Annotated in this window: 19 protein-coding genes; 14 read left to right on the forward strand and 5 right to left on the reverse strand. The window is 74.0% G+C overall.

Annotated elements, in window-relative coordinates:
• The first annotated feature begins 63 nt into the window (after positions 1 to 63).
• From ANAE109_RS08940 to ANAE109_RS08950, 3 genes are all read left to right on the forward strand, one after another.
• Positions 64 to 1,545 carry a M48 family metalloprotease gene (locus tag ANAE109_RS08940; RefSeq protein ID WP_012096533.1) on the forward strand — a complete coding sequence of 494 codons (1,482 nt, stop codon included), beginning with the start codon at positions 64 to 66 and terminating at the stop codon, positions 1,543 to 1,545.
• 19 nt (positions 1,546 to 1,564) lie between these two features.
• On the forward strand, positions 1,565 to 2,542 hold the full coding sequence (locus ANAE109_RS08945) for an aldo/keto reductase (RefSeq protein WP_012096534.1): 978 nt from the start codon (positions 1,565 to 1,567) through the stop codon (positions 2,540 to 2,542).
• Positions 2,543 to 2,838: 296 nt separating this feature from the next.
• A complete protein-coding gene (locus tag ANAE109_RS08950) occupies positions 2,839 to 3,108 on the forward strand; it encodes a hypothetical protein (protein ID WP_041448224.1) in 270 nt (89 codons plus the stop codon).
• A gap of 38 nt (positions 3,109 to 3,146) precedes the next feature.
• Here ANAE109_RS08950 and fusA read toward each other — a convergent pair whose 3' ends face one another.
• Positions 3,147 to 5,216 (reverse strand): elongation factor G, encoded by a 2,070-nt coding sequence (fusA, locus tag ANAE109_RS08955; protein ID WP_012096535.1) that lies wholly within the window; start codon positions 5,214 to 5,216, stop codon positions 3,147 to 3,149.
• A gap of 248 nt (positions 5,217 to 5,464) precedes the next feature.
• On the opposite strand from fusA, the gene ANAE109_RS08960 reads away from it, so the two are divergent.
• Positions 5,465 to 6,064, forward strand: coding sequence for an outer membrane beta-barrel protein (locus ANAE109_RS08960; RefSeq protein WP_012096536.1), 600 nt, complete (start codon positions 5,465 to 5,467; stop codon positions 6,062 to 6,064).
• Positions 6,065 to 6,074: 10 nt separating this feature from the next.
• On the opposite strand, the gene ANAE109_RS08965 is transcribed toward ANAE109_RS08960, so the two are convergent.
• On the reverse strand, positions 6,075 to 7,661 hold the full coding sequence (locus tag ANAE109_RS08965) for a sodium:solute symporter (protein ID WP_041449026.1): 1,587 nt from the start codon (positions 7,659 to 7,661) through the stop codon (positions 6,075 to 6,077).
• Here ANAE109_RS08965 and ANAE109_RS08970 point away from each other — a divergent pair.
• Complete coding sequence (locus ANAE109_RS08970; protein WP_200860892.1) at positions 7,660 to 9,078, forward strand: tryptophanase; 1,419 nt, start codon at positions 7,660 to 7,662, stop codon at positions 9,076 to 9,078. The genes ANAE109_RS08965 and ANAE109_RS08970 overlap by 2 nt on opposite strands.
• A gap of 121 nt (positions 9,079 to 9,199) precedes the next feature.
• Here ANAE109_RS08970 and ANAE109_RS08975 read toward each other — a convergent pair whose 3' ends face one another.
• On the reverse strand, positions 9,200 to 9,433 hold the full coding sequence (locus tag ANAE109_RS08975; RefSeq protein WP_041448225.1) for a hypothetical protein: 234 nt from the start codon (positions 9,431 to 9,433) through the stop codon (positions 9,200 to 9,202).
• A 223-nt stretch (positions 9,434 to 9,656) separates the two neighbouring features.
• Here ANAE109_RS08975 and ANAE109_RS08980 point away from each other — a divergent pair, with 223 nt between their 5' ends.
• Together ANAE109_RS08980 and ANAE109_RS08985 are read left to right on the forward strand one after the other, a co-directional pair.
• Positions 9,657 to 10,391 (forward strand): hypothetical protein, encoded by a 735-nt coding sequence (locus ANAE109_RS08980; protein ID WP_012096540.1) that lies wholly within the window; start codon positions 9,657 to 9,659, stop codon positions 10,389 to 10,391.
• 10 nt (positions 10,392 to 10,401) lie between these two features.
• Positions 10,402 to 11,160, forward strand: a complete 759-nt coding sequence (locus ANAE109_RS08985) for a YdcF family protein (protein ID WP_012096541.1) — start codon at positions 10,402 to 10,404, stop codon at positions 11,158 to 11,160.
• Positions 11,161 to 11,193: 33 nt separating this feature from the next.
• Here the strand turns inward: ANAE109_RS08985 and ANAE109_RS08990 are convergent, their stop codons facing one another.
• Together ANAE109_RS08990 and thiD are read right to left on the reverse strand one after the other, a co-directional pair.
• Positions 11,194 to 11,637 (reverse strand): bacteriohemerythrin, encoded by a 444-nt coding sequence (locus tag ANAE109_RS08990; protein ID WP_041448226.1) that lies wholly within the window; start codon positions 11,635 to 11,637, stop codon positions 11,194 to 11,196.
• Between the two features lie 420 nt (positions 11,638 to 12,057).
• The gene (gene thiD, locus ANAE109_RS08995) at positions 12,058 to 12,840 is read right to left on the reverse strand and encodes a bifunctional hydroxymethylpyrimidine kinase/phosphomethylpyrimidine kinase (protein ID WP_012096543.1); all 783 of its coding nucleotides are present in this window, start codon (positions 12,838 to 12,840) and stop codon (positions 12,058 to 12,060) included.
• 99 nt (positions 12,841 to 12,939) lie between these two features.
• On the opposite strand from thiD, the gene ANAE109_RS09000 reads away from it, so the two are divergent.
• From ANAE109_RS09000 to ANAE109_RS23375, 7 genes are all read left to right on the forward strand, one after another.
• A complete protein-coding gene (locus tag ANAE109_RS09000; RefSeq protein WP_012096544.1) occupies positions 12,940 to 15,411 on the forward strand; it encodes a DUF3536 domain-containing protein in 2,472 nt (823 codons plus the stop codon).
• 249 nt (positions 15,412 to 15,660) lie between these two features.
• Positions 15,661 to 17,613, forward strand: a complete 1,953-nt coding sequence (gene acs / locus ANAE109_RS09005) for an acetate--CoA ligase (protein ID WP_012096545.1) — start codon at positions 15,661 to 15,663, stop codon at positions 17,611 to 17,613.
• Positions 17,614 to 17,924: 311 nt separating this feature from the next.
• Positions 17,925 to 18,497 carry a hypothetical protein gene (locus tag ANAE109_RS09010; RefSeq protein ID WP_012096546.1) on the forward strand — a complete coding sequence of 191 codons (573 nt, stop codon included), beginning with the start codon at positions 17,925 to 17,927 and terminating at the stop codon, positions 18,495 to 18,497.
• A gap of 324 nt (positions 18,498 to 18,821) precedes the next feature.
• Entirely contained in the window at positions 18,822 to 18,965 is a 144-nt protein-coding gene (locus tag ANAE109_RS24825; protein WP_143827937.1) for a zf-TFIIB domain-containing protein, read from the forward strand.
• A 72-nt stretch (positions 18,966 to 19,037) separates the two neighbouring features.
• The gene (locus ANAE109_RS09020) at positions 19,038 to 19,280 is read left to right on the forward strand and encodes a hypothetical protein (protein ID WP_041448227.1); all 243 of its coding nucleotides are present in this window, start codon (positions 19,038 to 19,040) and stop codon (positions 19,278 to 19,280) included.
• A complete protein-coding gene (locus tag ANAE109_RS09025) occupies positions 19,277 to 20,107 on the forward strand; it encodes a hypothetical protein (protein ID WP_012096548.1) in 831 nt (276 codons plus the stop codon). Before ANAE109_RS09020 ends, ANAE109_RS09025 begins: the two co-directional genes overlap by 4 nt.
• Before the next feature lie 18 nt (positions 20,108 to 20,125).
• Positions 20,126 to 22,897, forward strand: coding sequence for an MASE1 domain-containing protein (locus tag ANAE109_RS23375; protein ID WP_012096549.1), 2,772 nt, complete (start codon positions 20,126 to 20,128; stop codon positions 22,895 to 22,897).
• The last annotated feature ends 59 nt before the right edge of the window (positions 22,898 to 22,956 follow it).

The raw sequence follows: 22,956 nt of genomic DNA on the forward strand, positions 1-22,956 counted from the left end.
CGGCTCCCGCGCGTGATCATGCCCAGGCGGGCGCCCCGCACGTAACGTCCGCCAGGAGAGCCCATGATCCCTCGCTCGCCCGCTCGCCCGCTGCTCGCCCTCCCACTCGTCGCCCTCGCGCTCGCCGCCTGCGCGCGCAACCCGGTCACCGGGAAGCGCGAGCTCTCCTTCGTCTCCGAGGACCAGGAGATCGCCCTCGGCAAGCAGTCCGCCGAGCAGATCAAGGCGCAGATGGGCGTCTATCCGGACGAGAAGGTCCAGGCGTACGTGCGGGACATCGGCACGCGCATGGCGAAGGGGTCGGAGCGGCCGGACCTGCCGTGGCAGTTCACCGTGCTGGACGATCCGACGGTGAACGCCTTCGCCCTGCCGGGCGGCCCGGTGTTCATCACCCGCGGCATCCTCACGCACTTCAACTCGGAGGCGGAGCTCGCGAGCGTGCTCGGCCACGAGATCGGCCACATCACGGCGCGTCACTCGGTCGAGCAGATCTCGAAGCAGCAGCTCGCCCAGCTCGGCCTGGGCGTCGGCATGATCCTGTCGCCGGAGGTCGCACAGCTCGGCCAGGCCGCCGCGGCCGGGCTGCAGCTCCTCTTCCTCAAGTACGGGCGCGACGCCGAGCGGCAGTCGGATCAGCTCGGCTTCAAGTACATGGGGCAGCAAGGGTACGACGTGCGCGAGATGGCGAACGTGTTCGTCACCCTCGAGCGGGCGAGCGCGGCGCAGGGCGCGGGGCGCGTGCCGGAGTGGGCCTCCACGCACCCCGACCCCGGGAACCGCGCCGAGACCGCGCGCGAGCGGGCCGCGAAGGCGAGCATCCCCGCGAACGCCAAGGTCGAGCACGAGCGCTACCTCCAGATGCTCGGCGGCATGGTGTTCGGGGACGACCCGCGGCAGGGGTTCTTCAAGGGCGACCTGTTCCTCCACCCCGCCATGAAGTTCCAGATGCGGTTCCCCCAGGGCTGGAAGGCGCAGAACACCCCGAGCGCGGTGATCGCCGTGAGCCCGAAGGAGGACGGGGCGCTCCAGCTCGCGAGCGCCGGCAAGCTCTCGCCGGAGGAGGCGACGAAGAAGTTCTTCCAGCAGGAAGGGGTGAAGCCCCTCCAGGCGCCGCAGACCGGGACCGTGGGCGGCCAGCCCGCGTCGGCCGCCTACTTCCAGGCGCAGACCGAGCAGGGGGTGCTGAACGGCATCGTGTCGTTCGTCTCCCACGGCGGCCTCACGTTCCAGCTGGTCGGCTTCGCGCCCGCCCAGGCCTTCTCCTCCCACGACGCCGCCTTCAAGCAGGCCATCTCGAGCTTCGGCCCGCTCACCGACAAGGCCGCCGAGGGCGTCCAGCCTGCGAAGATCGAGCTCGTGCGCGTCCCGCGCGACATGACCGTCACCGAGTTCAACGCGCAGTTCCCGTCCACGGTCCCGGTCGAGCAGGTCGCCATCGTGAACGGCGTCGACAAGGACGGGCGGCTCCGCGGTGGCCAGACCGCGAAGCGGATCACGGGCGGCGTGCCGACGAAGCTGCTGCAGCAGCAGCAGCCGCGCTCGTGACGCCGCCGCGCACGCCGGCATGAGCCCCGAGCGCGTCGCCCCGGCTCCCGTCCTCCGCCTCGCCGTCGGCACCGCGGCGATCGGCCGCCCCGCGTACATCACCCCCGGGCGCGCGGAGGATCTCGCCGGCGCTCGCAGCCCCGAGGGGCTCCGCGCGCGCGCGCACGCGATCCTCGACGCGGCCTGGGAGGCGGGGATCCGCTGGATCGACGCCGCGCGCTCGTACGGCGACGCCGAGGCGTTCGTGCGGTCGTGGCTCGACGCGCGCGGCCGGGCGCCGGGCGAGGTGATCGTGTCCTCGAAGTGGGGCTACCGCTACGTGGGCGGCTGGCGCCTCGACGCCGAGCGGCACGAGGTGAAGGACCACTCGCTCGCCGCTCTCGAGGCCCAGCTCGCCGAGTCCCGCGCCCTCCTCGGGCCCCACCTCGCCCTGTACCAGCTCCACTCCGCCACGCTCGAGACCGGCGTGCTCGAGGACGCCGCCGTGCTCGACGCGCTGGCGCGCCTGCGCGACGGGGGCGTGCGGGTGGGCGTCACCGTCAGCGGCGCCGAGCAGCCGGAGGTCGTCCGGCGGGCGCTCGCCGTGACGCGCGGCGGCGCGCCGCTCTTCGCCAGCGTCCAGGCCACCTGGAACCTGCTGGAGCGCGGCTGCGAGGACGCGCTCCGCGAGGCGCACGCCGCCGGCAGGACGGTGATGGTGAAGGAGGCGCTCGCGAACGGGCGGCTCGCCGCCCGCGGAGACGCCGCGCGCTCCGGCCCGCTCGGCGAGGTCGCGCGCGCCCGCGGTGCCACGCCCGACGCCGTGGCGCTGTCCGCGGCGCTGGCCCAGCCCTTCGCAGACGTCGTGCTGCTCGGCCCTGCGACGGTGGCGCAGCTCCGCTCGAACCTGGCGGCGGCGAGCCTCGCCCTCGCGCCCGACGAGCTCGCCACCCTCGCTCCGCTCGTGGAGCCCAGCGAGGCTTACTGGCGGCGGCGCGCGCGACTCGCCTGGACCTGATCCCGAGACCGCGAATCGAGCAGGAGCCCCGCCGCGCCCGTTCCTCATGGGTTGCCTCACCCCTGCCGCCCTCCGCTGAACGCGGCACATGGACCGATGTAGTCGATATTGACCGAACAAGTCCACGTTCGCGATACGCGCCGGGAACTCGCGATCGCGGCCAGGGGTGCAACGTGATCCGTATCAAATCGGCTGCCGCAAGTACGCGAATTAACAGGACCTCGCGACAAGTTGCCGCATCGCGCGGGTGCGCGTGAACCCGTATTCGAAGACGCAACGGTTCATCGGGAGGCGCCATGAACGACTCCGAGTCCGAAGCGCTGAGCATCGCGGCAGAGATCGCTGCAGTCCCACCCGCACCTGCCACCGTCGCGAGGCGCATCCGCGCGGTCGGAGACTTCCTCTCGCAGGCCATCGCGGTCGCGTTCATCACCGCGCTCGGCGCAGTGACGGCGCTCGCCGCGGTGGTCGTCGTGACGGCCCTCGCGCCGCTGTTCTTCGTGCTGTTCGTCCGCGCGATGCGGCAGCACGATCGCCGCCTGCCCGTCGCGCGCGCCGCGGCCTGACGCGCCCGACGGCCGCCGCGTCGACGGCGGGGCGTCGGTCACGCCACCGCGTCGAAGCGGTCGAAGCGCATGGTGAACACGGCTCGCCCCTGAGTGAGCGAGCGCAGCTCCGTCGCGTAACCGAACATCCGCCGCAGCGGCGCCTCGGCCTGGATGGCCTTCGTCGCCGCGCCGCGCTCCGCCACGTCGAGGATGGTGCCCTTGCGCTGGTCGAGGCTCCCGATGAGCGCGCCGAGGTGCTCGCCGGGCGCCACGATCTCGACGCGCATCACCGGCTCGAGCATCACCGGCCGGGCGCGCGCCGCGGCCTCGCGGACCGCGTCGGCCGCGGCCACCTTGTACGCCATGGGCTTCGAGCTGCCCTCCCGCCAGCTCGCGCCGGCGAGCACCACCTCGACGTCCTGCAGCGGATAGCCCTCGAGCACGCCGGCCTCGCCCGCCTCGCGCGCCCCCTGCTCCACGGCGGCGCGGAGCTCGGGCCTGAGGAACGGGAGGGCCTCGGCGGCAGGATCGACGCGGAAGCGGAACCCGCCGCCGCGCGGCAGCGGCCCGACGCGCACCGTCACCTCTCCGAACAGCTCCAGCTCCTCGGTCTTGCGCTCGAACGCGGCCGTCGCCTCGGCGGCGGCGGTGAGCGTCTCGCGCATGAGCACCTGCGGCTGCCCGGTGCGCACCTGGAGGCCGAACTCCCGCCGCAGGCGCTCGGCCACCACCTCGAGGTGCAGCTCGCCCATCCCCGAGACGATGAGCTGGCCCGTGTCGGGGTCCTCGCCCGAGCGGAAGCTCGGGTCCTCGTCCGCGATGCGCGCGAGCGCCTCGAGCAGCGCGTCGCGATCCGAGAGCGAGGCGGCCTCGATCGCCTGGGAGATGACCGGCTCGTAGGCGGAGAGCCGCTCCAGCACGACCGGGTGGCCCGGGTCCGAGAGCGTGTCGCCGGTGCGCGTCTCCTTCAGCCCGGTGACGGCGAAGATCTGGCCGGCGCCCAGGGCCGGCACGCGCTTCTTCTGCACGGCGTGCATGAGCAGCACGCGCGCGACCTTCTCGTGCTTGCGCAGGTTGGCGTTCCAGACCGTGTCGCCCTCGGCGATCCTGCCTGAGTACACGCGCAGGAAGACGTGGCGCCGCCGCTCGTCGAGGAGCGACACCTTGAAGGCGAGCGCCACGAGCGGCGCCCCCTCGTCCGCGGCGCGGACCACCTCCTCGCCGCTGCGCGGGTCCTCGCCGCGCACCGGCGGCACGTCCAGCGGGGAGGGCAGGTAGTCGCAGACGGCGTCGAGCACCTGGGGGATGCCCTTGTTGCGCAGCGCGGAGCCGCACAGCACGGGCACGAAGCGGCCGGTGAGCGTCGCGCGCCGGATCGCGGCCCGGAGCGCCTCCTCGTCCACCGGGGCGTCGGCCAGCACCGCCTCGGCCATGGCGTCGTCGACGTCGGCGAGGCGCTCGACGAGCGCCTGCCGCTCGGCCTCGCCCTCGGGCGAGAGCCCCTGCGTCTCCGCGATCGCGCGGGGATCGTCCGGATCCGTGAAGCGCAGCGTGCGGCGGCCCACGAGGTCCTCGAACCCCACGAACTCCGCCTCGGCGCCCAGCGGGCGCTGCACCGCCGCGATCACCTGGTCCGGGAAGCGCCGGTGCATCGACGCGAGCGTGAGGCCGAGGTCGGCGCCGACGCGGTCCATCTTGTTCGCGAAGGCGATGCGCGGGACGCGGTAGCGATCCGCCTGCCGCCAGACCGTCTCGCTCTGCGGCTCGACGCCGTGCGCGGCGTCGAACACCGCCACCGCGCCGTCGAGGACGCGCAGGCTGCGCTCCACCTCGATGGTGAAGTCCACGTGGCCGGGCGTGTCGATGAGGTGCAGCTCGTGACCGCGCCACTCGAAGCTGGTCACCGCGGAGGTGATGGTGATCCCGCGCTCGCGCTCGAGCTCCATCCAGTCCATCACGGCCAGGCCGTCGTGCACCTCGCCCATCTTGTGCGTGCGGCCCGCGACGAACAGGAGCCGCTCGGTGAGGGTCGTCTTGCCCGCGTCGATGTGGGCCATGATGCCGATGTTGCGGATGGCGCGGATGCGCCGCTCCCCCGCCGCCGGTCTCGGCCCCGCGCTCGTCATTGCGCCCCCACCGCCGCATCCAGCGGCGTGCGCGAGAGTATACGGCGCGCCGCCTCGGGCGCCGCGATCGCGGCCTCCGCGCGAGCGGGTGCCGCGCATCCCACCCGGCCGGGCCGGCGCGCGCTACGTGCGTCGGCGGGCGTGGCTCGCCGTGAAGGGCCTCGACGGGGGTTTCCCCGCGCGCGCCGCGGTCGGAGCGTAGAGGCTGCAGCCGTGGCCGGTGCGGGAGGGGGCCGGCCGGAGGACACATGAGAGGACGCGGTTCGCGCGTCGCCGGCCTGACGGTGGTGCTCCTCGCCTGCGCGCAGTCCGCGCGGGCGCAGGAGGTGCCGCGCACGGTAGCGACGGACGAGGTCTCAGCCCAGGGGCTGCGGGTCGGAGGACTCGCCGGCTTCGATCTCACGGACGGCGAGACGGGCCTCGGCCTCCGCGTCGACGGCGAGCTGCCGATCCAGGCGCTCGGTCCGAGGATCGATCTGAGCGCCGTCGGCTCGGTCGGCTACACGCGCTTCTCCGAGTCGGCCTCGACCGGCGTCGGGGACTACTCCCAGTCCACGAACATCCTGAGGCTCGTCCCGGCGGCCCGCTTCTCGATGCCGCTCGCGCCCCGCCTCGGCGTCTACGGCGACGCGGGGCTCGGACTGTACTGGGCGCGCACCTCCGTCGAGACGCCGTTCGGCGACGCCTCGGCCGACGGGGTGGGGGTGACGATGCGCTTCGCCGCCGGCAGCGGCTACGACGTGACCGAGGCGCTGCGCCTCGGAGGCGAGCTCGCCTGGAACCCGTACCTCGGCGACTTCTCCAGCGACACCTTCTCCGTGCTCGCGTCGCTCACGTACCGGCTGTAGCAGGCACGGGTCACCCCGCCACCCGCCGTCCGCCCTCCGCGTCGCGATCGCTGGCCGCGGCCGCCGCGGGGTCGGCGTCGCCGAACGCACGGGCGACGCGCGACGCCTCGGGCGCGCCGGTGAGGAGGCTCACCGCGGGGAGGACGGCGAGCGGCAGCAGCGTCGCGATCGCGCCGGCGAGCGGGACGCCGTCTCCGCCCCACGCCGGGAAGAGCACGAGGGCCGTGGCGAGCCCCGCGACGATGGCCGCCCACGCGCCGGCGCGGTTCGCGCGCCGCCAGAAGAGCCCGTACACGAACGGCGCGAGGAACACCGCCGAGAGCGTGCCCCAGCTCATCACCATGAGGTTCACGATCACCGCGGGCTTCGCGAGCGCGATCACCAGCGAGAGGCCGACGAACACCGCGCAGAGCGCGCGGAGGACCGCCATCTGGTGCCGCGGCGTCCGGCCCTGGCCCGCGAGCGCGCCGTACAGGTCGATGCCGAGGGCGGAGGACGAGACGAGCACGAGGGACGAGAGGCTCGACATCGACGCGGAGAAGACCATCAGCACGATCACGAGCACGAGCGCCTCGGGCAGCCCGGACGTCGTGATGAAGTGCGGCATGATCTTGTCCCAGATCGGGCCGGACGGACCGACGAGCTCGGGCGGGAGGCGCGCGCCGTAGCGGAGGTGGGTGAGGGCGCCGCTGTAGTACGCGCCGAACGCCATGAAGAGCGCGAAGACTCCGGCGATGACGAGCGCGCGCGTCACGTCGGCGCGGGAGCGGATCGAGTAGAACTTCTGGACCATCTGCGGGAGGGCCCACGGCCCGAGGCTGGTGATGAGGACCAGCGCCGCGAGCGTGAGCCACCCCGGCACCGCGACGCCGAGGGGCGTGCCCGCCCCCACCTGCTTCACCGCCACGAGCCCCGGCGCCATGGTGGCGGGGTCGCCCAGCAGCCGCCGCGTCGCCTCCAAGAAGCCGCCCGCCTCCGGCCGGTGCGCGAGCAGCCACACCATCGCCATCACGCCCGCGAACTCCACGATGCCGCGCACGAAGTCGCTCACCGCGACCGCGAAGTAGCCGCCCATCACCAGGTACACGGCGGTGATGGCGGTGAGGAGGTAGAGCGCGGTCTCGTAGCGGATGTGGAGGGTCATCTCGAACAGGTACGAGAGCCCCATGAGCACGGACGCGGAGTACGGGACGAGGAACACGAACACCACCAGCGCGGCCGCGATCTGGAGTCCGCGACAGCCGTACCGGGCGGCGAGGAACTGCGGCATGGTGATGGCGTCGAGGCGCGCCGTCATCTCGCGGGTGCGCCCGGCGAGCACCTTCCAGGCGAGGATGGTCCCGACCACCGTGTTGCCGAGGACGATCCAGAGCGTGTGGATCCCGAACGCCCAGCCCAGCTTCCCCGCGTAGCCGATGAAGAGGACGGCCGAGAAGTACGTCGTGCCGTAGGCGAACGCGCTCATCCACGGCCCGAGGCTGCGTCCCCCGATGAAGAAGTCGTGGACGTCCCGGGTCCGGCGCATGGCGAGCCAGCCCACGCCGATCATGACGGCCACGTACGCGACGACGATCCCCACGTAGACCCACGAAGTCATGGCGGACATGCTAGCTCGCCTGCACACCCCGGCGGGAGACCACTTCATGCCATCCACCATCTTCGAGCCGTTTCGGATCAAGTCGGTCGAGCCGATCCGCATGACCACGCGGGAGGAGCGGGCGCGCCTCCTGGAGCAGGCGAAGCTCAACCCGTTCCACCTGCGCGCCGAGGACGTCCTCCTCGACTTCCTCACCGACTCGGGAACCGGCGCGATGTCCGCTCGCCAGTGGGCCGCCCTCATCGAAGGGGACGAGAGCTACGCCGGGGCGCGGAGCTTCTTCCGCTTCGAGGAGGCCGTGCGGGACCTCACCGGCTACCCGCACGTCATCCCGACGCATCAGGGGCGGGCGGCGGAGCGGATCCTGTTCTCCGTCGCGACGAAGCCCGGCGACGTCGTCCCGTCGAACACGCACTTCGACACCACCCGGGCGAACCTCGAGTACGACGGCGTCGAGCCGCTCGACCTCGTCATCCCGGAGGGCCTCGAGCCGCGCACCCGCCATCCGTTCAAGGGAAACATCGACCTCGGCCGCGTGGAGCGCCTCCTGGCGGAGAAGGGCGAGCGGGTGCCGTTCGGCATGATCACGCTCACGAACAACTCCGGGGGCGGGCAGCCGGTGTCGCTGGAGAACGTGCGCGCCTACGCCGCGCTGCTCCGAGCGCACGGCAAGCCCCTCGTCCTCGACGCCTGCCGCTTCGCGGAGAACGCGATGTTCGTGAAGCTGCGCGAGCCCGGCCAGTCGGAGCGCACGCCCCGCGAGATCGCCCGGGAGCTCTTCTCGCTCGCGGACGGCTGCCTCGTCTCGGCGAAGAAGGATGGCCTCGCCAACATCGGCGGGTTCATCGCGCTGCGCGACGAGCGCTGGGTGGAGGCGGCGCGGAACCTGCTCATCCTCACCGAGGGCTTCCCGACGTACGGCGGCCTGGCCGGGCGGGATCTCGAGGCGATCGCGGTCGGGCTGGAGGAGGTCCTGCACGAGGACTACCTGCGCTACCGGCTGCGCACCGCCGAGTACCTCGGCGAGAAGCTCCTCCGGGGCGGCGTGGCCATCGTGGAGCCCACCGGCGGCCACGCGGTGTACCTCGACGCGCGGAGCTTCCTCCCCCACCTCGCCGCCGCGGACTATCCGGCCTGGGCGCTCTCGCTGGCGCTCTACCTGGAGGGCGGCATCCGCGGCGTGGAGATCGGGTCGGTGATGTTCGGCAAGCGGCTCGACGACGGCACCGAGACCTACCACCCGCTCGAGCTGGTGCGCCTCGCCTTCCCGCGCCGCGTATACACGCAGAGCCACTTCGACTACGCCGCCGAGGTGATCCTGGAGCTCAAGGCCAGGGCGCGGGACGTGCGAGGGGTGCGCTTCGCCCGCCAGGCGAGGTATCTCCGTCACTTCACGGCGGAGTTTCGCTGGGCGTGAGCGGCGAAGCCGTCGAAGGCGCACGAGACCGTCCCTCGACTCCGCTCCGCCGCTTGCGCGGCGGGGCGAGGTCGAGGGACGCAGCCGGAAGGAGCGAGCTCCCCCGTCGCAGGAGCCGAGACTACTTCGGCACTGCCCGCTCGAACTCCTTCACCTCCTCCGCGGACGGCGCGGGGTCGGTCTCGGGCGCCGGCGCGGCGGCGACGAGCGGCTTCGCCGGCTCCTGCGCCGCGGCGAGCGGGAGCGCGGGCGGGATGAGGCGCGTGTCGGGCTCGCGCGGGCTCGAGCAGGCGGATGCCGCCGCGATCGCGGCGGCGAGGGTGACGGGGACGAGCGGCAGGTACAGGCGGGGCATCGGGGCTCCTCGGGCTGCGGGTTCGAGGAGGGCGGTTGCAGCCGGCGTGCCCGTCGCGCGAGCGCGCGCGGACGGGCGATTCGTGGGAGTGGTGGACGGCGGGACACGGCAGGCGTGGCCGTACGCCCACGGCGCCGCTCCCCGGCGAGGGCCGCGCGACGACACCGCCGATCGGGTATCCATCGAGGCCGGTGGCCTCGGCGGTCCGCCAGGAGGGGTCGTCATGAGGGTCGGCTGGATCGTCGCCGCGCTCGCGGTCGCGGCTCCGGGCGTGGCGCGCGCCGTCGAGCCGTTCGTCGACGTCGAGATCGGCGTGGCCTGGGCGGGATATGACGACGTGCGCATCCCCGGCGACGGGGGGACGCTCATCTCGCTCACCGACGATCTCGACGCCTCGGCGGCGCCGTACTTCCGCGTGCGGCTCGGCGCGACGTTCGCCCGCCGGCACACGCTCTTCGCGTTCTTCACCCCCCTCCGGCTCGAGTCGCGCGGCACGCTGCCGTCCGAGGTCGCGTTCGCGGGCGAGACGTTCGCGGCGGGTGACGAGGTCCTCGCGCGCTTCCGCTTCGACTCGCCGCGGCTCACCTATCGCTACGGCCTGCTCCGCCGCGAGCGGCTCGACCTCGACGTCGGCGTCACCGCCAAGATCCGCGAGGCGGCCATCTCCCTCCAGGGCGATCGTTACGCGGAGCGGACCGACACCGGCTTCGTGCCGCTCCTGTCGTTCCGCGTGGCCTGGCGCCTCACGCCGGCGCTCGCGCTCGTCCTCGACGGCGACGCGCTCGCCGCGCCGCAGGGACGCGCCGAGGACGTCGTGGGCGCGCTCGAGGTGACGCTGCGGGAGGGGGTGCGGGCGCGCGTCGGGTACCGCCTTCTCGAGGGCGGCGCCGACAACGACGAGGTCTACACCTTCTCCCTCGTGCACCACCTCGGCGCCGGGATCACCGTCGCGCTGTAGGCCACCTGGCGTGTTCCTCGCCCTCTCGAAGACCCTCGACCTCGCGGTGGCGCCGCTCACCTGGGCGCTCGCGCTGCTCCTCTGCGCCGCGCTCCTCCACCGGCGCGCGCGGGCGGCGTGGACGCTCGGGCTCGCCGCGGCGGGCGTGCTCGTCGTGTTCTCCCTCGCGCCGGTCGCCAACGGCCTGCAGCGTTTCGTCGAGAGGGGCGCGGAGCGCACCTTCCGGCCGGGCGCGGTCTACGACGCGGCGATCGTCCTGTCGGGCCAGGTGGACGAGGCAGCCTCGCGGGCCAGCGGAGAGCTGGAGCTCGACGCCGCGGCCGATCGCGTCGTGCGCGGGCTCGAGCTGTGGCGGGCCGGGCGAGTCCGCCGCCTGCTGCTCTCCGGAGGGCCGCCCGCGGCGGTGCCGGGTGAGCCGTCCGAGGCGGAGCGGCTGCGCGACGCGCTCGTCCGCTGGGGCGTCCCCGCCGCGGCGATCCTGGTGGACCCGCAGAGCCGCAACACGCGCGAGAACGCGATCGCCTCCGCGCACCTCGCCGCCGAGCACGGGCTCCGCTCGCTGCTGCTCGTGACGAGCGCCGCGCATGCGCCGCGCGCGCTGGGCTGCTTCCGCGCGGTGGGCCTCTCGCCCGACGTGCTGCCGGTCGACCGGCGCACGGGGCCGAGTGGGAGCTGGCTGCCGCGGGCGGGCGCGCTCGAGCAGAGCACGGCGGTGCTGCGCGAGCTGGCGGGGCGGGTGGTGTACCGGCTCGCCGGCTACACGCGATGACTCGCGCGGGCCGGCGGGACCAGGGGCGGAGGTCTAGAGCGCGCGATCGGCCGCGACGCGCGCCGTGAGCGCGGGCGCGGCGCGCGAGCTGCCCAGCGACGCGAGGTCGCTGTGCGTCCGCGCGACGTGGATGTCGATCCAGCGCGGGAGCCAGGAGGTGAACCGGACCTCCTGCAGCGCGACGATGCCACGCCGCGTCACGCCGTCCACCAGCTCGTCGAGGTCGGAGAGGAAGCGCTCGTGCTCGTGCGCGTGGCGGGCCAGGCTGCGCGACCCGGCGTCGCGGAGCCGGGCCTCCTCGTCGCGGAACTGCGCCTCGGCGGCGACGCGCAGCAGCTCGAGCCGTGTCACCGCCTCGTCCGTGCGGCCGGCGCGGACGGTCTCTACGAGGCGGTTGGTGCGGTGCAGGAGGTCACGCTGCTTCGCGTCGACCGATTCGATCCCGACCGCGTGACCCGAGTGCCACTGAATCCACATGAGGCGCGCCTCCTGCTGGTGGTGGGCTCCGGTCGCTTCGGAGCCTTCCGAGTGCGAAAGGGATCGTCGGCTTACCACGCGGTGTTCGCGATGCGCGAGGGCGCCCCGTGCGATTTTGACGTCCTGGCCCCGAAGCCCCGTCATCCCGCGGACCTCGCGATCTCGACCGGACGACTCTGCGAATTGATCGATTGTCGAGTCGGAGATGAAGACCGCTCCGCTCGATCTCGTCGATTGTGGCGGGCGGGCGAGCGGGCCATCGGGGTGTAGGACGTACCGTCAAGCACCTTCACTCCCTGCGAGCGACCGTCGGTGAAGCAGGCTTCGGGCTGGGGGCCACGGGCTACTTGCTACGGGCTACGGGCAACAGGAGAGGCGGCCGCTTCCTGGCCTGGAGCCCGTAGCCATTCTCCGGCCGCATCAGCGGAGCGGGTGCAGGTGGTCCAGGACACCGCGCCCGCGTCCCACGGCGTACGAGCGGCGGAGCCCTTCGGTCAGGTACGCCTTCGCCGCGCGGACCGCGTCGAGCGCGCCGTCGCCGAGCGCGAGACGCGCGCAGATGGCCGCGGAGAGGGTGCAGCCGGTGCCGTGAGTGTTCCGCGTCTCGACTCGCGGCGCCGCGAGCTCGACGAGCTCCGTGCCGTCGAAGAAGACGTCCACGGGATCGCCGGAGAGCGCGCCGCCCTTCACGAGCACTGCGCGGGCGCCGAGCGCGCGCAGCTCGCGGGCCGCCGCGCACATGGCGGCGACGTCGCGCACCGGGCGCCCGAGCAGCGCCTCCGCCTCGTGCAGGTTCGGCGTGACGAGCGCGGCGCGGGGAAACAGCCGCTCGACGTAGGCCCGCTCCGCGGCGGCGTCGAGCAGGCGGTCGCCGCTCTTCGCCACCATCACCGGATCCACCACGAGCGGTCCGAGGGGCAGCCGCGCCGCGGCGTCGGCGACCGCCGCGATGATCGCCGCGCTGGCGAGCATCCCGGTCTTCGTGGCCGCGACCGTCATGTCGGTCGCGACCGCCTCGATCTGCGCGACGACCATCGCCGGCTCGAGCGCCACCCAGGCCGTCACGCCCACCGAGTTCTGCGCGGTGACGGCGGTGAGGGCGGAGGTGCCGTGGACGCGGTGCGCGGCGAACGTGCGCAGGTCCGCCTGGATGCCGGCGCCGCCGCCGGAGTCGGAGCCAGCGATGGTGAGGGCGACCTTCATGGCGCGGCAACATAACCGAAACGCCCCGCGCGGGCCCCGCCGGCTGCGCGGCCCACCGGGGGGGCAGGGTGCGGGACGGGGTGCGCCTAACATGCAGCGGTGACGCGCCGCCTCCTCTGCCTGCACGGACACTTCTACCAGCCGCCGCGCGAGAACCCCTGGATCGAGGAGATCGAGGTCCAGGACTCGGCGGAGCCCTTCCACGACTGGAACGAGCGGATCGCCGCCGAGTGCTACGCGCCGAACGGCGCGGCGCGCCTGAAGAGCGCCGAGGACCGCATCGTCGACATCGTCAACAACTACGTTCACCTGTCGTTCAACTTCGGGCCCACGCTGCTCGCGTGGCTCGAGCGGGAGCGGCCCGACGTCCACGCGCGGGTGCTCGAGGCCGACCAGCGGAGCGCCGACCGGCGCGGCCACGGGAACGCGCTCGCGCAGGGCTTCAACCACGCCATCCTCCCGCTCGCCTCGGCGCGCGATCGTCTCACGCAGATCCGCTGGGGCCTCGCCGACTTCCGCCGCCGCTTCGGGCGTGCCCCGGAGGGCTTCTGGCTGCCGGAGACGGCGGCGGACACGCCGACCCTCGAGGTGCTCGCGCAGGAGGGGATCCGCTACACGGTCCTGTCGCCGTACCAGGCGCGCCGGGTGCGGCCGCCGGGCGGCGAGTGGCTCGACGCGACCGGCGCGCGCTTCGACCCGACGCGTCCCTATCGCGTGCGCGCAGGCGATCGCGAGCTGGTGGTGTTCTTCTACGACGGGCACATCGCGCGCGATCTCGCCTTCGGCGAGGCGCTCTCGTCGCCGCAGGCGCTCCTCCGGCGGCTGGAGGGCGGCTTCGATGCCGGCCGCGCGCACGACGAGATCCTCACCATCGCGCTCGACGGCGAGACGCTCGGCCACCACAAGAAGGGCGGCGACGAGGTGCTCGCCGCGGCGCTCCGGCTCCTGGCGCGCCGCGACGACGTCGAGCTCGTCAACCTGGGCCAGGCGCTCGATCGGATCGCGCCGGAGTGGGAGGCGGAGATCGCGGAGGGCTCGTCGTGGAGCTGCGCCCACGGCGTCGAGCGGTGGCGCTCCGACTGCGGCTGCAGCGTCGGAGCCCAGCCCGGCTGGACGCAGGCGTGGCGCGCCCCGCTGCTCGCCGCGCTGCAGGGGCTGCGCGACGCCCTCGCGGACCTGTATCAGCGCGAGGCGGCGAGCCTCCTCGCCGATCCCTGGGGCGCGCGCGATCGCTTCGTCGAGGTGGTGCTCGATCCCGACCGGCGGGAGTCGGAGGAGTTCCTGCGGCGCGAGGCGGGGCGCCCGCTGGCGGGCGACGAGGTGGTGAAGGCGCTGCGGCTCCTCGAGCTGCAGCGCCAGTCCCTGCTCATGTTCACGAGCTGCGGCTGGTTCTTCGCGGAGCTCTCCGGCATCGAGACGGTGCAGGTGATGAAGTACGCGGCCCGCGCCATCCAGCTCGCCCGGGACGCCGCGGGCGTGGACCTCGAGCCCGGCTTCGTCGCGGCGCTCGAGCGCGCCCCCTCCAACGTGGCCGAGCTGGGGGACGGCCGGCGCGTGTACGAGGCGCTGGTGCGGCCGAGCGTCGTGTCCCTGGAGGGCGTCGGCGCGCACCTCGCCATCGCGAGCTCGGTGCGCGAGACGCCGCCCGAGGGGAGGCTGTTCTGCTTCCGCTACCGGCTCGAGGCCGGCCGCAGCGCGCAGTCCGGTCCGGCGACCCTCGCGACCGGACGGCTGCACCTCGAGAGCATGATCACGCGGGAGTCGCTCGACGCGCTCTACTGCGTGGTCCACTTCGGCGCCGCGGACTTCCGGGCGGGCCTCCTGCCGTACCCGGGACCGGAGGCGCACGCGGAGATCGAGCGCGTCCTCTTCGCGAAGCTCGAGCGCATCTCCTTCGCGCGCCTGCTGCGGGAGGTGGATCGCGCATTCCCGGGGCGCGACTACGCCCTGCGCGATCTGTTCCTCGACGAGCGCCGCCGGGTGGCCGACGTGCTGCTCGAGGGCACGATGCGCCGGTACGAGGACGACTACCTGCGGATCTACGACGACAACCGCCGGCTCATCGAGTTCCTGCGCGAGATCGACTCGCCGGTCCCCACGCCGCTGCGGGTGGCGGCCGACGTCACGCTCACGCGCCGCATCCTAGAGATCACCGGACGCGCGCGCGCCGGCGCGCTGCGGATCGAGGAGGGCGAGCGCGAGCTGCTCGCGACCGTGGAGCTCGCGCGCCGCCTGGGGGCCCACTTCGACGTGGTGGCCGTGCGCCGCGAGGTCGAGGCGCTCGTGCGGATGCGCCTCGACGCGCTCGTCGCCGGCCACTCCGCCTCGCAGCGGGCCGTCGAGCTCGTCGGGATCCTGGACCTCGCCCGGCGGGTCGGGCTGTGGCTCGACCTGTGGGAGCCCCAGAACCAGTTCTGGGCCTGGGCCGGCAACCCCGGGATCACCCTGGATCGCGAGAAGACGGCCGCGCTCGCGTCGCGGCTCTGGTTCGACGAGCGCACCGTCCTGCAGCGCGCAGGCTACGCCCCGCCCCAGCCCGAGCCGTCCCCCGCGCCGCCGCGCCTCGCCTAGCCCGATCACCGGCGCGCTCCACCCCGCCCTGGGCATCCCGGGCCGCCGCGCCGCGTCACCGCCCGGGGCGGCGCCGACGCCGACGGCGCGCGCGATTCCGGGGAGGGGGCCTTGCGGACGGGCCCCACGACTCGGCTAGCATGATCGCTTCGCCTTCGCCGGCTGTGGCGCCCACCTCTCGGGGGCGACCGATCCCGTCAGACCGATGATCCCGCCGCGATCCATCGCGCGCGCACGAGAGGTGTACCCATGGCCCCCGAACTGGAAGGGAAGCTCCCCGATCTCACCGAGGCGCAGCGCGCGGCGATCAGCGCGCTCTCCAAGGACGACGCGGTCATCGCGGCGCCGGTCTGGCTCGCCCAGCGCGCCCACGTCCCGAACGACGCCATCGAGCGGCAGTTCGCGTCGCAGGACCCCGACGGCTTCTGGCGCGAGAAGGCCAAGCTCGTCGACTGGATGAAGCCGTTCGAGCAGGTGACGCGCTTCGAGCCGCCCCGCCACGAGTGGTTCGTCGGCGGCAAGCTCAACGCGACGGTGAACTGCATCGACCGCCACGTCTTCGGCGATCGGCGCCTCAAGGCGGCGCTGATCTGGGTCGGCGAGGACGGCGAGGAGCACACGTACACGTACAACCGGCTGTACCGGGAGGTGAACCGCTTCGCGAACGCGCTCAAGAAGCTGGGCGTGAGGAAGGGCGACCGCGTCCTCCTGTACATGCCGCTCACGCCGGAGGGGATCATCTCGATGCTCGCGTGCGCGCGCATCGGCGCGATCCACTCGGTGGTGTTCGCCGGGATGGGGACGCAGGCGCTGCGCAGCCGCATCGAGGACTGCGCCGCCAAGGTGGTCGTCTGCTCCGACTACACCTACCGCCGCGGCAAGAAGGTGCCGCTCAAGCCGACGGTCGACGAGGCGGTGCGCGACCTCTACGGCGTCGAGCACGTCATCGTGCACCGGCGCGGCTCGCGGCCGGGCGACGCGCCGTTCACCTTCGAGTCCGAGCGCGAGCACGACTTCTACGACATCCAGGACGGGCACGCGATCCACTGCCCGCCCGAGCCGATGGACTCGGAGGATCCGCTCTTCATCCTCTACACCTCCGGCACCACCGGGAAGCCGAAGGGCGTGGTCCACACCACGGGCGGCTACCTCGTCGGCACGACCTACCTGGCGCGCGCGTACTACCAGATCACGGACAGTGACATCTACTGGTCCACCTCCGACATCGGCTGGATCGTGGGCCACTCGTTCATCGTCTACGGGCCGCTGTCGGCGGGGGCGACCATCTTCACGCGCGAGGGCGTCCCGGACTACCCGTCGCCGGACGTCACCTGGGAGCTCTGCGAGCGGTACGGCGTGAACGTCATGTTCACCGCGCCGACCGCCGTCCGCATGTGGATGAGCCACGGGGGTGACGCGCCGTCCCGCTACGACCTCCAGAAGCTGCGGCTCATCGCCTGCGCGGGCGAGCCGCTCAACCCCGAGGCGCACCGCTGGGCCCAGGCGAACCTGGTCGGCCAGTCGAAGGGCATGGTGGTCGACAACTGGTGGCAGACCGAGATCGCCGCGCCGGTGCTGGGGACGCTGCCCACGTTCGACGCGCGGCCGGGCAAGGTCGGCAAGCCGGTGCCGGGCGCCGACGTGGCAGTCGTGGACGCGGCGGGCAAGCCCGTGTCGGACGGGGAGGGCGGGCTGCTCGTGATCCGCAAGCCGCTCCCCTACATGCTCCGCACCATCTGGAACGACCACGCGCGCTACGAAAAGTACTGGTCGCAGATCCCCGGCGTGTACACGGCAGGTGACATCGCGGTGCGCGACCGCGACGGCTACTTCGCCGTGCTCGGCCGCGCCGACGACGTGATGAACGTCGCCGGCCACCGCATCGGCACCGCCGACGTGGAGTCCGCGCTGCTGCGCCACCCTGCCGTCGCCGAGAGCGCCGTCATCGGCCTCCCGGACCCGGTGAAGGGCGAGAAGATCAAGGCGTTCGTCGTGCTCCGCAAGGGCGTCCCCCAGGGGCCGGGCCTCGTCGCCTCGCTGAAGGACCACGTGCGCCAGGACCTCGGCCCGATCGCGACCCCGGCCGACGTCGAGCTCCGCGCCTCGCTCCCGAAGACGCGCTCCGGCAAGATCATGCGCCGCCTCCTGAAGGCCGTGGAGATGGGGCAGGATCCGGGCGACGTCTCGACCATGGCGGACTGACGGCCGCCCAAGGTCCGGGACGGCGAGGGAGAGGAGCCGCACGGAAGGGAGGCTTCAGGCCACGGCCTAAGGGCTACAGGAGCGGCTCGCAAGGCGGCCGTTCCCGAAGCCTGGAGCCCGTAGCCTGTCTCATCTCCGGCCGTTCGTCTCGAGCGCAGGGTGCCCACCGCGCACCGGCAGTCGAGGAACCACATCGGCCCCGCCCGCCTCACCCTCGGCGGGCGGGAGCCGCGTCGCTCCCGGCCGGGCCCCCGTGTAGAATCCGCGCGCCCGGCGGCTCCTCGCCGGCGCGGCACGGAGGCGCGAGGCGCATGACGAAGACGGAGAGGACGGTCGCCCTGTACGTGGCGGCGAGCATCGCGGGCGCGATCGCGCTCGCGCTCCTCCAGGCGGTCGCGGGCGGCGTGCTCGCGCGCGCCCTGGATCTCTCCGAGGAGTCCGTGTGGCGCGGCCTCGGCGTCGCGCGGTTCGCCCTGTTCAAGCTCGGGCTCTTCTTCGCCGTGTTCGGGGTGCTCTGGTTCGTGCTCCGGGGCGAGAGCGTCTCCCGGCGCGTGGGCGTGGGGCTCCTCGCCACCGCCGTGCTCGGCTGGATCGCGAAGGAGCTCGTGTTCGAGGATCGCGCCCTCGCGGCGCTCTACGTGCTGCTCGGGCTCGCGGCGACGCTCGCGTCCGCCTTCGAGGAGTGGCGCCGCTGGGCGGCCGCCGGCGTCCTCGGGCTCGTCGTCGCCGCCACGGCGCTGGCCTCGCAGGGCGACTCGCTCGTCGAGGGCCGGAACTTCTTCGCCGCCATCGTGGTGGGCGTGCTGTTCTGCGCGCCCGCCATCGCGTGGGTGACGGCGACCGGCGAGGCGGTGGAGCGGGCGGGGACGGCGCTCGACCGCTGAGGCGACGCCTGCGCGGGCAGCGGGCTCGGGTGACGTCGAGGTGGAGGTCGGGGTCGGGTGACGTCGAGGTGGAGGTCGGGGTCGGGTGACGTCGAGGTGGAGGTCGGGGTCGATGTCGGGGTCGCGGTCTCGGTCGGGGTCGGGGTCGGGGGTCGCGGTCTCGGTCGGGGTCGGGGTCGCGGTCGGGGTCGGGGTCGGGGTCGCGGTCGCGGTCGGGGTCGGGGTCGCGGTCGCGGTCGCGGCACTTTGACTTCGCCCGGCGACCGTAGCGGTCAGGCTGCGCCAGCGCGCCCCGTGAGACTTCGGACCGCGTAGAGTGTAGCCATGCCCGTCCACGTTCCAGCGCCCACCCAGCCGACCAACAAGTGCCCGAAGTGCGGCGCCGAAGGCACCGTCGAGCAGGCCATCGGCAACATGGTGACGTACGTCTGTCCGAAGTGCGGATCGCGGTGGGTGGCGGCGCGCTGAGCGCTGAGCGCCGGCCGAGGCCGTCACACGTTCGTCACGCGCGCCGGTCGCGGTGGGGCTACCCTGCGCGCCGTGCCGGGGGGCCGAACGAGGGGAGAGGTCATCGCGGCGGCGCTCGCGAGGTGGATCGGGCCGGACACGGCGCGCGCCGTGGTCCGCGCCTTCTGCGACCGCGTCCTCGGCTGCCGGCCGGACCAGATCGAGCCGGGGGACGTTCCCCGGCTCCTCGACGCGCTCCGCCCCATGCTGCGGACGCTGCTCGGGCACGCTCCCGCCGAGCACGTCCTCGCCGAGCTGAGGGAGACGTTGCGATGATCGGGCCCTACGCGCGGCTCGCCGCCATCCCCTTCGCCGGCGCCGCCGCGGTCGCCGCGCTGTCCCTCGCGACCGGGGGTGGGCCGCTGCTCTGGTTCGGGACCCAGCTCGCGGCGCAGTCCCTCGCCGCGGCCGGGTGCCTCGCCGCGGCGGCGGCGTTCGAGCGGCGCGACTTCATGTTCCGCGCCTGGCTGCTCTCCGCCATCTCGTTCCTGCTGCCCGTCCTGAACAAGCTCACGAGCGGGCCGCGCGGCGACTGGCTCGTCTGGCGCAGCGCCGGGGCCGCGCACGACGTCTTCTACATCCTCGCCGTGAACGCCACCGCGGTCGTCAGCGCGGCGCTGTTCGTGGCCGCCTTCTTCCGGGCGGGGCTCGTGCTCGGCGGCTCGCGCGCGCGAAGCGTGTTCGACGCCGCGGTCGTGCTCCTCGCGCTCGGGCTCGGGGTGCCGACGCTGCTGCGGGACGTCTCGGACGCGCTCGCCGCCGAGGGCGCCTCGCAGGCGTTCTTCGAGGCGGTCTCGGTGGCGGGCGACACCCTCTGCTTCGTGCTGGTCGCGCCGCTCTTCCGCATCGCGCGCAGGTTCCGGGGGGGCGCGCTGCAGTGGCCCTGGGGGCTGCTCGCCGCCTCCAACCTGTGCTGGCTCTTCTACGACGCGGCCGCCACGGGAGCGCGGGTCGCGGGGTCGGACGCCCTGCGCGTTGCGAGCGAGGTGGTGCTCGCGGTCGCGAGCCTCTCCGCCCTGGCCGCTGCGCTCGCCCATCGCCGCGTGGTGGCCGAATCGGGCGCGGCCGCCGGACGTCCCGTGTCGCGGGGAGCCCTTTCCTGATAGCGTAGTCGCGGTCCGATGATGCGCCCCGTGCTCCCCGGCGCCGGAGAGGACGCGCCGGCCACCCCGCCCGGCGTCCTCCTCGCCCGCGCCGCCGCCCTGTTCCTCGGCTACGTGCTCCTCGGCGCCGCCGGAGACGCGCTCTCCGCCTACCAGGGGGCCTTCGCCACCTACTGGCCGCCGGTCGGGCTGTATGCCGGCGCGCTGCTGCTCGCGCGCGGGCGCGAGCGGTGGGCATTCGTCGCCGCGGCGGTCGCCGCGGAGCTCGTCGCGAGCCAGGCCACCGACCGCAGCCTGATGCTCACCGGGGTGAACGCGGCGGTGGACCTCCTCGACGCGGTCCTGGCGGCGGCGCTCGTGTCGCGCCTCTCCGGCGGGCGGCGCGCCACCGGGAGCGTCCGCGGGGTCGCCGCGCTGGTGCTGCTCGGCGCCCTCGTCGCGCCCCTCGTGCCGTCCGCGCTGGGCGCGGCCGCCGCGATGGTGCACTACGGCTGGAGCGGGGCGGAGCGGTTCCTCCAGGTCTGGAGAGCGTGGTGGACCGGAGACGCGCTGGGGATCCTCGTCTTCGCGCCGCTGGTCGTGGCGTGGGTTCCGGGGCGAGGTCCGGGCCGCCCGCTGCGCCTCGCGCGCGCCGGCGAGGCGGCCCTCGTGGCCGGGGCGCTGGCCGGCTCGGTCGTGCTCGTGTTCGCAGGCGGGGTCCGCCTCGAGCGGAGCTACCTGCTGCTGCCGCCGCTCGTCTGGGCGGGCTCGAGGTTCGGGGTTCGCGGCGCCTCGGCGGGAGCGGCGCTCGTCTCGCTGCTCGCCGCCGGGCTCACCTCCGGGGCCCGCTACTTCGACCCGAGCGCCACGATCGCGGCGGCGGACGTGCAGGTGCAGCTGCTCGTCTTCATCGGCGCCGCGACCGCGCTCGTGCTCGGCGCGGCGCTCGCCGAGCGGGAGCGCACGCTGTCGGCGCTCGCGGAGAGCGAGGCGCGGTTCGAGGCCTTCATGCGCCACGCGCCCGCGGTCATCTTCATCAAGGACGCCGAGGGGCGGATCGTCGCCGGCAACCCGAGCTTCGCGAGCGCGCACGGCGCCCAGGTCGGTGACCTGATCGGCAGGACCGCCGGGACGATGTTCGACCCCGGGCTCGCGGGGCGGATCGCGGCGACGGAGCGAGGCGTCCTCTCGACGGGGGAGACCGCGCGGGAGGAGCTGTACCTCTCCGGCCGCGCGTTCGTCACCCTCAAGTTCCGCATCCCTCGCGACGAGCAGCCGCCGCTCCTCGGCGGCGTGGCGCTGGACGTCACGGACCTCCGCCGGGCCGAGCGCGCGCTGCGGCTCGCGCAGACGGCGCTCGAGCGCGGCTACGCGCCGGTCCTCATCCTGGATCCGGGCGGCCGCATCACCTACGCGAACGACGCGGCGCAGCGGCTCTTCGGGAGGAGCGGGCCCGAGCTCGCCGGGCGCGCCGTGTGGGACGTGGACGGTGGCTTCGCGGAGTCGGGCTGGCCCGCGCAGTGGGAGGAGATCCGCGCGCGGGGGGCGGCCGTGCTGGACGGGAGCGTGCGCCGTCCGGACGGGCGCGCCAGCGCCGAGGTGGCGGTGTCGCACCTCGCGTTCGACGGCGCCGAGTACGCCATCTACACGGCCCGAGATCTCACGGATCGGCGCCGCGCGGAGGCGGCCGAGCGGCTCGCCGCCGTGGGTACCCTGGCGGCGGGGATGGCGCACGAGATCAACAACCCGCTCACCTTCGTCTCCGTGAACCTCGGCTGCGCCCGCGAGGCGCTCGCCGCGCGCGCGGGGGGGCCGGAGATGGCCGAGGCCCTCCAGGCGCTCGACGAGGCCGCGGAGGGCACCCGCCGCATCGCCCGCATCATCCGGGACCTCGGCATCGTGTCCCGCTCGCGGCGGGACGGGCGCCTGGCCGTGAACGTCCACGAGGAGATCGGGGGCGCGGCGAAGCTCGCCGAGCACGAGATCCGGCACCGCGCGCGGCTCGTGCTGAGGCTCGATCCGGTCCCGCCCGTCCTGGCGTCCGAGTTCCAGCTCGGGCAGGTGGTGCTGAACCTGCTCGTCAACGCCGCGCACGCGATCCCCGAGGGCGCCGCCGCCACGAACGAGATCCGGGTGGTCTCGCGCACCGGACCGGACGGGCAAGCGATCGTGGAGGTGTCGGACACCGGCGCGGGCATCCCACCCGAGCTGGGGCGGCGCGTGTTCGAGCCGTTCTTCACGACCAAGCCGCCGGGGCAGGGCACCGGGCTCGGGCTCTCGGTCTGCCACGGGATCGTGAGCGGGCTGGGAGGGCGGATCGAGCTGGAGAGCGAGCCCGGGAGAGGGGCGCTGTTCCGGGTGGTCCTCCCCCCGGCGCCGGACGAGGAGCACCCGGCGCCGGCCCCGCCCCGCGCCGCGCGCGCCGCGCGCGCCCGCATCCTGCTCGTGGACGACGAGCCGCTCATCGGCAGCACCGTGCGCCGCGTCCTCGCCGAGCACGAGGTGGAGGTCCTCACCGACGCGAGGGCGGCGCTGGCCCGGCTCGAGGCGGGCGAGCGCTTCGACGTGATCCTGTGCGATCTCATGATGCCCGACCTCACGGGGATGGACCTGCACGAGGCGCTCACCCGCGCCGCACCGGCGGTGGCCCGGCGGATGGTGTTCATCACGGGCGGCGCCTTCACCGAGCGGGCGCGCCGCTTCCTCGAGCGCAGCGACCTGCCGCGGATCGAGAAGCCGTTCGCGCCCGCCACGCTGCGCGAGGCCGTGGACGCGCTGCTCGCCCTGGGGTCCGAGCGCCGCGCGGGTTGACCCTCCGCGGCGCGGCGCAGAACCGCTTGAATCGCGCGCGCCGCGCCGGCATGGGAGGG

It is taken from the genome of Anaeromyxobacter sp. Fw109-5 (assembly GCF_000017505.1).
Classification (GTDB): domain Bacteria; phylum Myxococcota; class Myxococcia; order Myxococcales; family Anaeromyxobacteraceae; genus Anaeromyxobacter.

What these genes read in the sequence shown, in the direction of transcription:
- ANAE109_RS08940 (WP_012096533.1), top strand. Translation starts at nt 64, where the DNA reads ATGATCCCTCGCTCGCCCGCTCGCCCGCTGCTCGCCCTCCCACTCGTC.
- ANAE109_RS08945 (WP_012096534.1), top strand. Translation starts at nt 1,565, where the DNA reads ATGAGCCCCGAGCGCGTCGCCCCGGCTCCCGTCCTCCGCCTCGCCGTC.
- ANAE109_RS08950 (WP_041448224.1), top strand. Translation starts at nt 2,839, where the DNA reads ATGAACGACTCCGAGTCCGAAGCGCTGAGCATCGCGGCAGAGATCGCT.
- fusA (WP_012096535.1), bottom strand. Translation starts at nt 5,216, where the DNA reads ATGACGAGCGCGGGGCCGAGACCGGCGGCGGGGGAGCGGCGCATCCGC.
- ANAE109_RS08960 (WP_012096536.1), top strand. Translation starts at nt 5,465, where the DNA reads ATGAGAGGACGCGGTTCGCGCGTCGCCGGCCTGACGGTGGTGCTCCTC.
- ANAE109_RS08970 (WP_200860892.1), top strand. Translation starts at nt 7,660, where the DNA reads ATGGCGGACATGCTAGCTCGCCTGCACACCCCGGCGGGAGACCACTTC.
- ANAE109_RS08965 (WP_041449026.1), bottom strand. Translation starts at nt 7,661, where the DNA reads ATGACTTCGTGGGTCTACGTGGGGATCGTCGTCGCGTACGTGGCCGTC.
- ANAE109_RS08975 (WP_041448225.1), bottom strand. Translation starts at nt 9,433, where the DNA reads ATGCCCCGCCTGTACCTGCCGCTCGTCCCCGTCACCCTCGCCGCCGCG.
- ANAE109_RS08980 (WP_012096540.1), top strand. Translation starts at nt 9,657, where the DNA reads ATGAGGGTCGGCTGGATCGTCGCCGCGCTCGCGGTCGCGGCTCCGGGC.
- ANAE109_RS08990 (WP_041448226.1), bottom strand. Translation starts at nt 11,637, where the DNA reads ATGTGGATTCAGTGGCACTCGGGTCACGCGGTCGGGATCGAATCGGTC.
- thiD (WP_012096543.1), bottom strand. Translation starts at nt 12,840, where the DNA reads ATGAAGGTCGCCCTCACCATCGCTGGCTCCGACTCCGGCGGCGGCGCC.
- acs (WP_012096545.1), top strand. Translation starts at nt 15,661, where the DNA reads ATGGCCCCCGAACTGGAAGGGAAGCTCCCCGATCTCACCGAGGCGCAG.
- ANAE109_RS09010 (WP_012096546.1), top strand. Translation starts at nt 17,925, where the DNA reads ATGACGAAGACGGAGAGGACGGTCGCCCTGTACGTGGCGGCGAGCATC.
- ANAE109_RS24825 (WP_143827937.1), top strand. Translation starts at nt 18,822, where the DNA reads ATGCCCGTCCACGTTCCAGCGCCCACCCAGCCGACCAACAAGTGCCCG.
- ANAE109_RS09025 (WP_012096548.1), top strand. Translation starts at nt 19,277, where the DNA reads ATGATCGGGCCCTACGCGCGGCTCGCCGCCATCCCCTTCGCCGGCGCC.
- ANAE109_RS23375 (WP_012096549.1), top strand. Translation starts at nt 20,126, where the DNA reads ATGATGCGCCCCGTGCTCCCCGGCGCCGGAGAGGACGCGCCGGCCACC.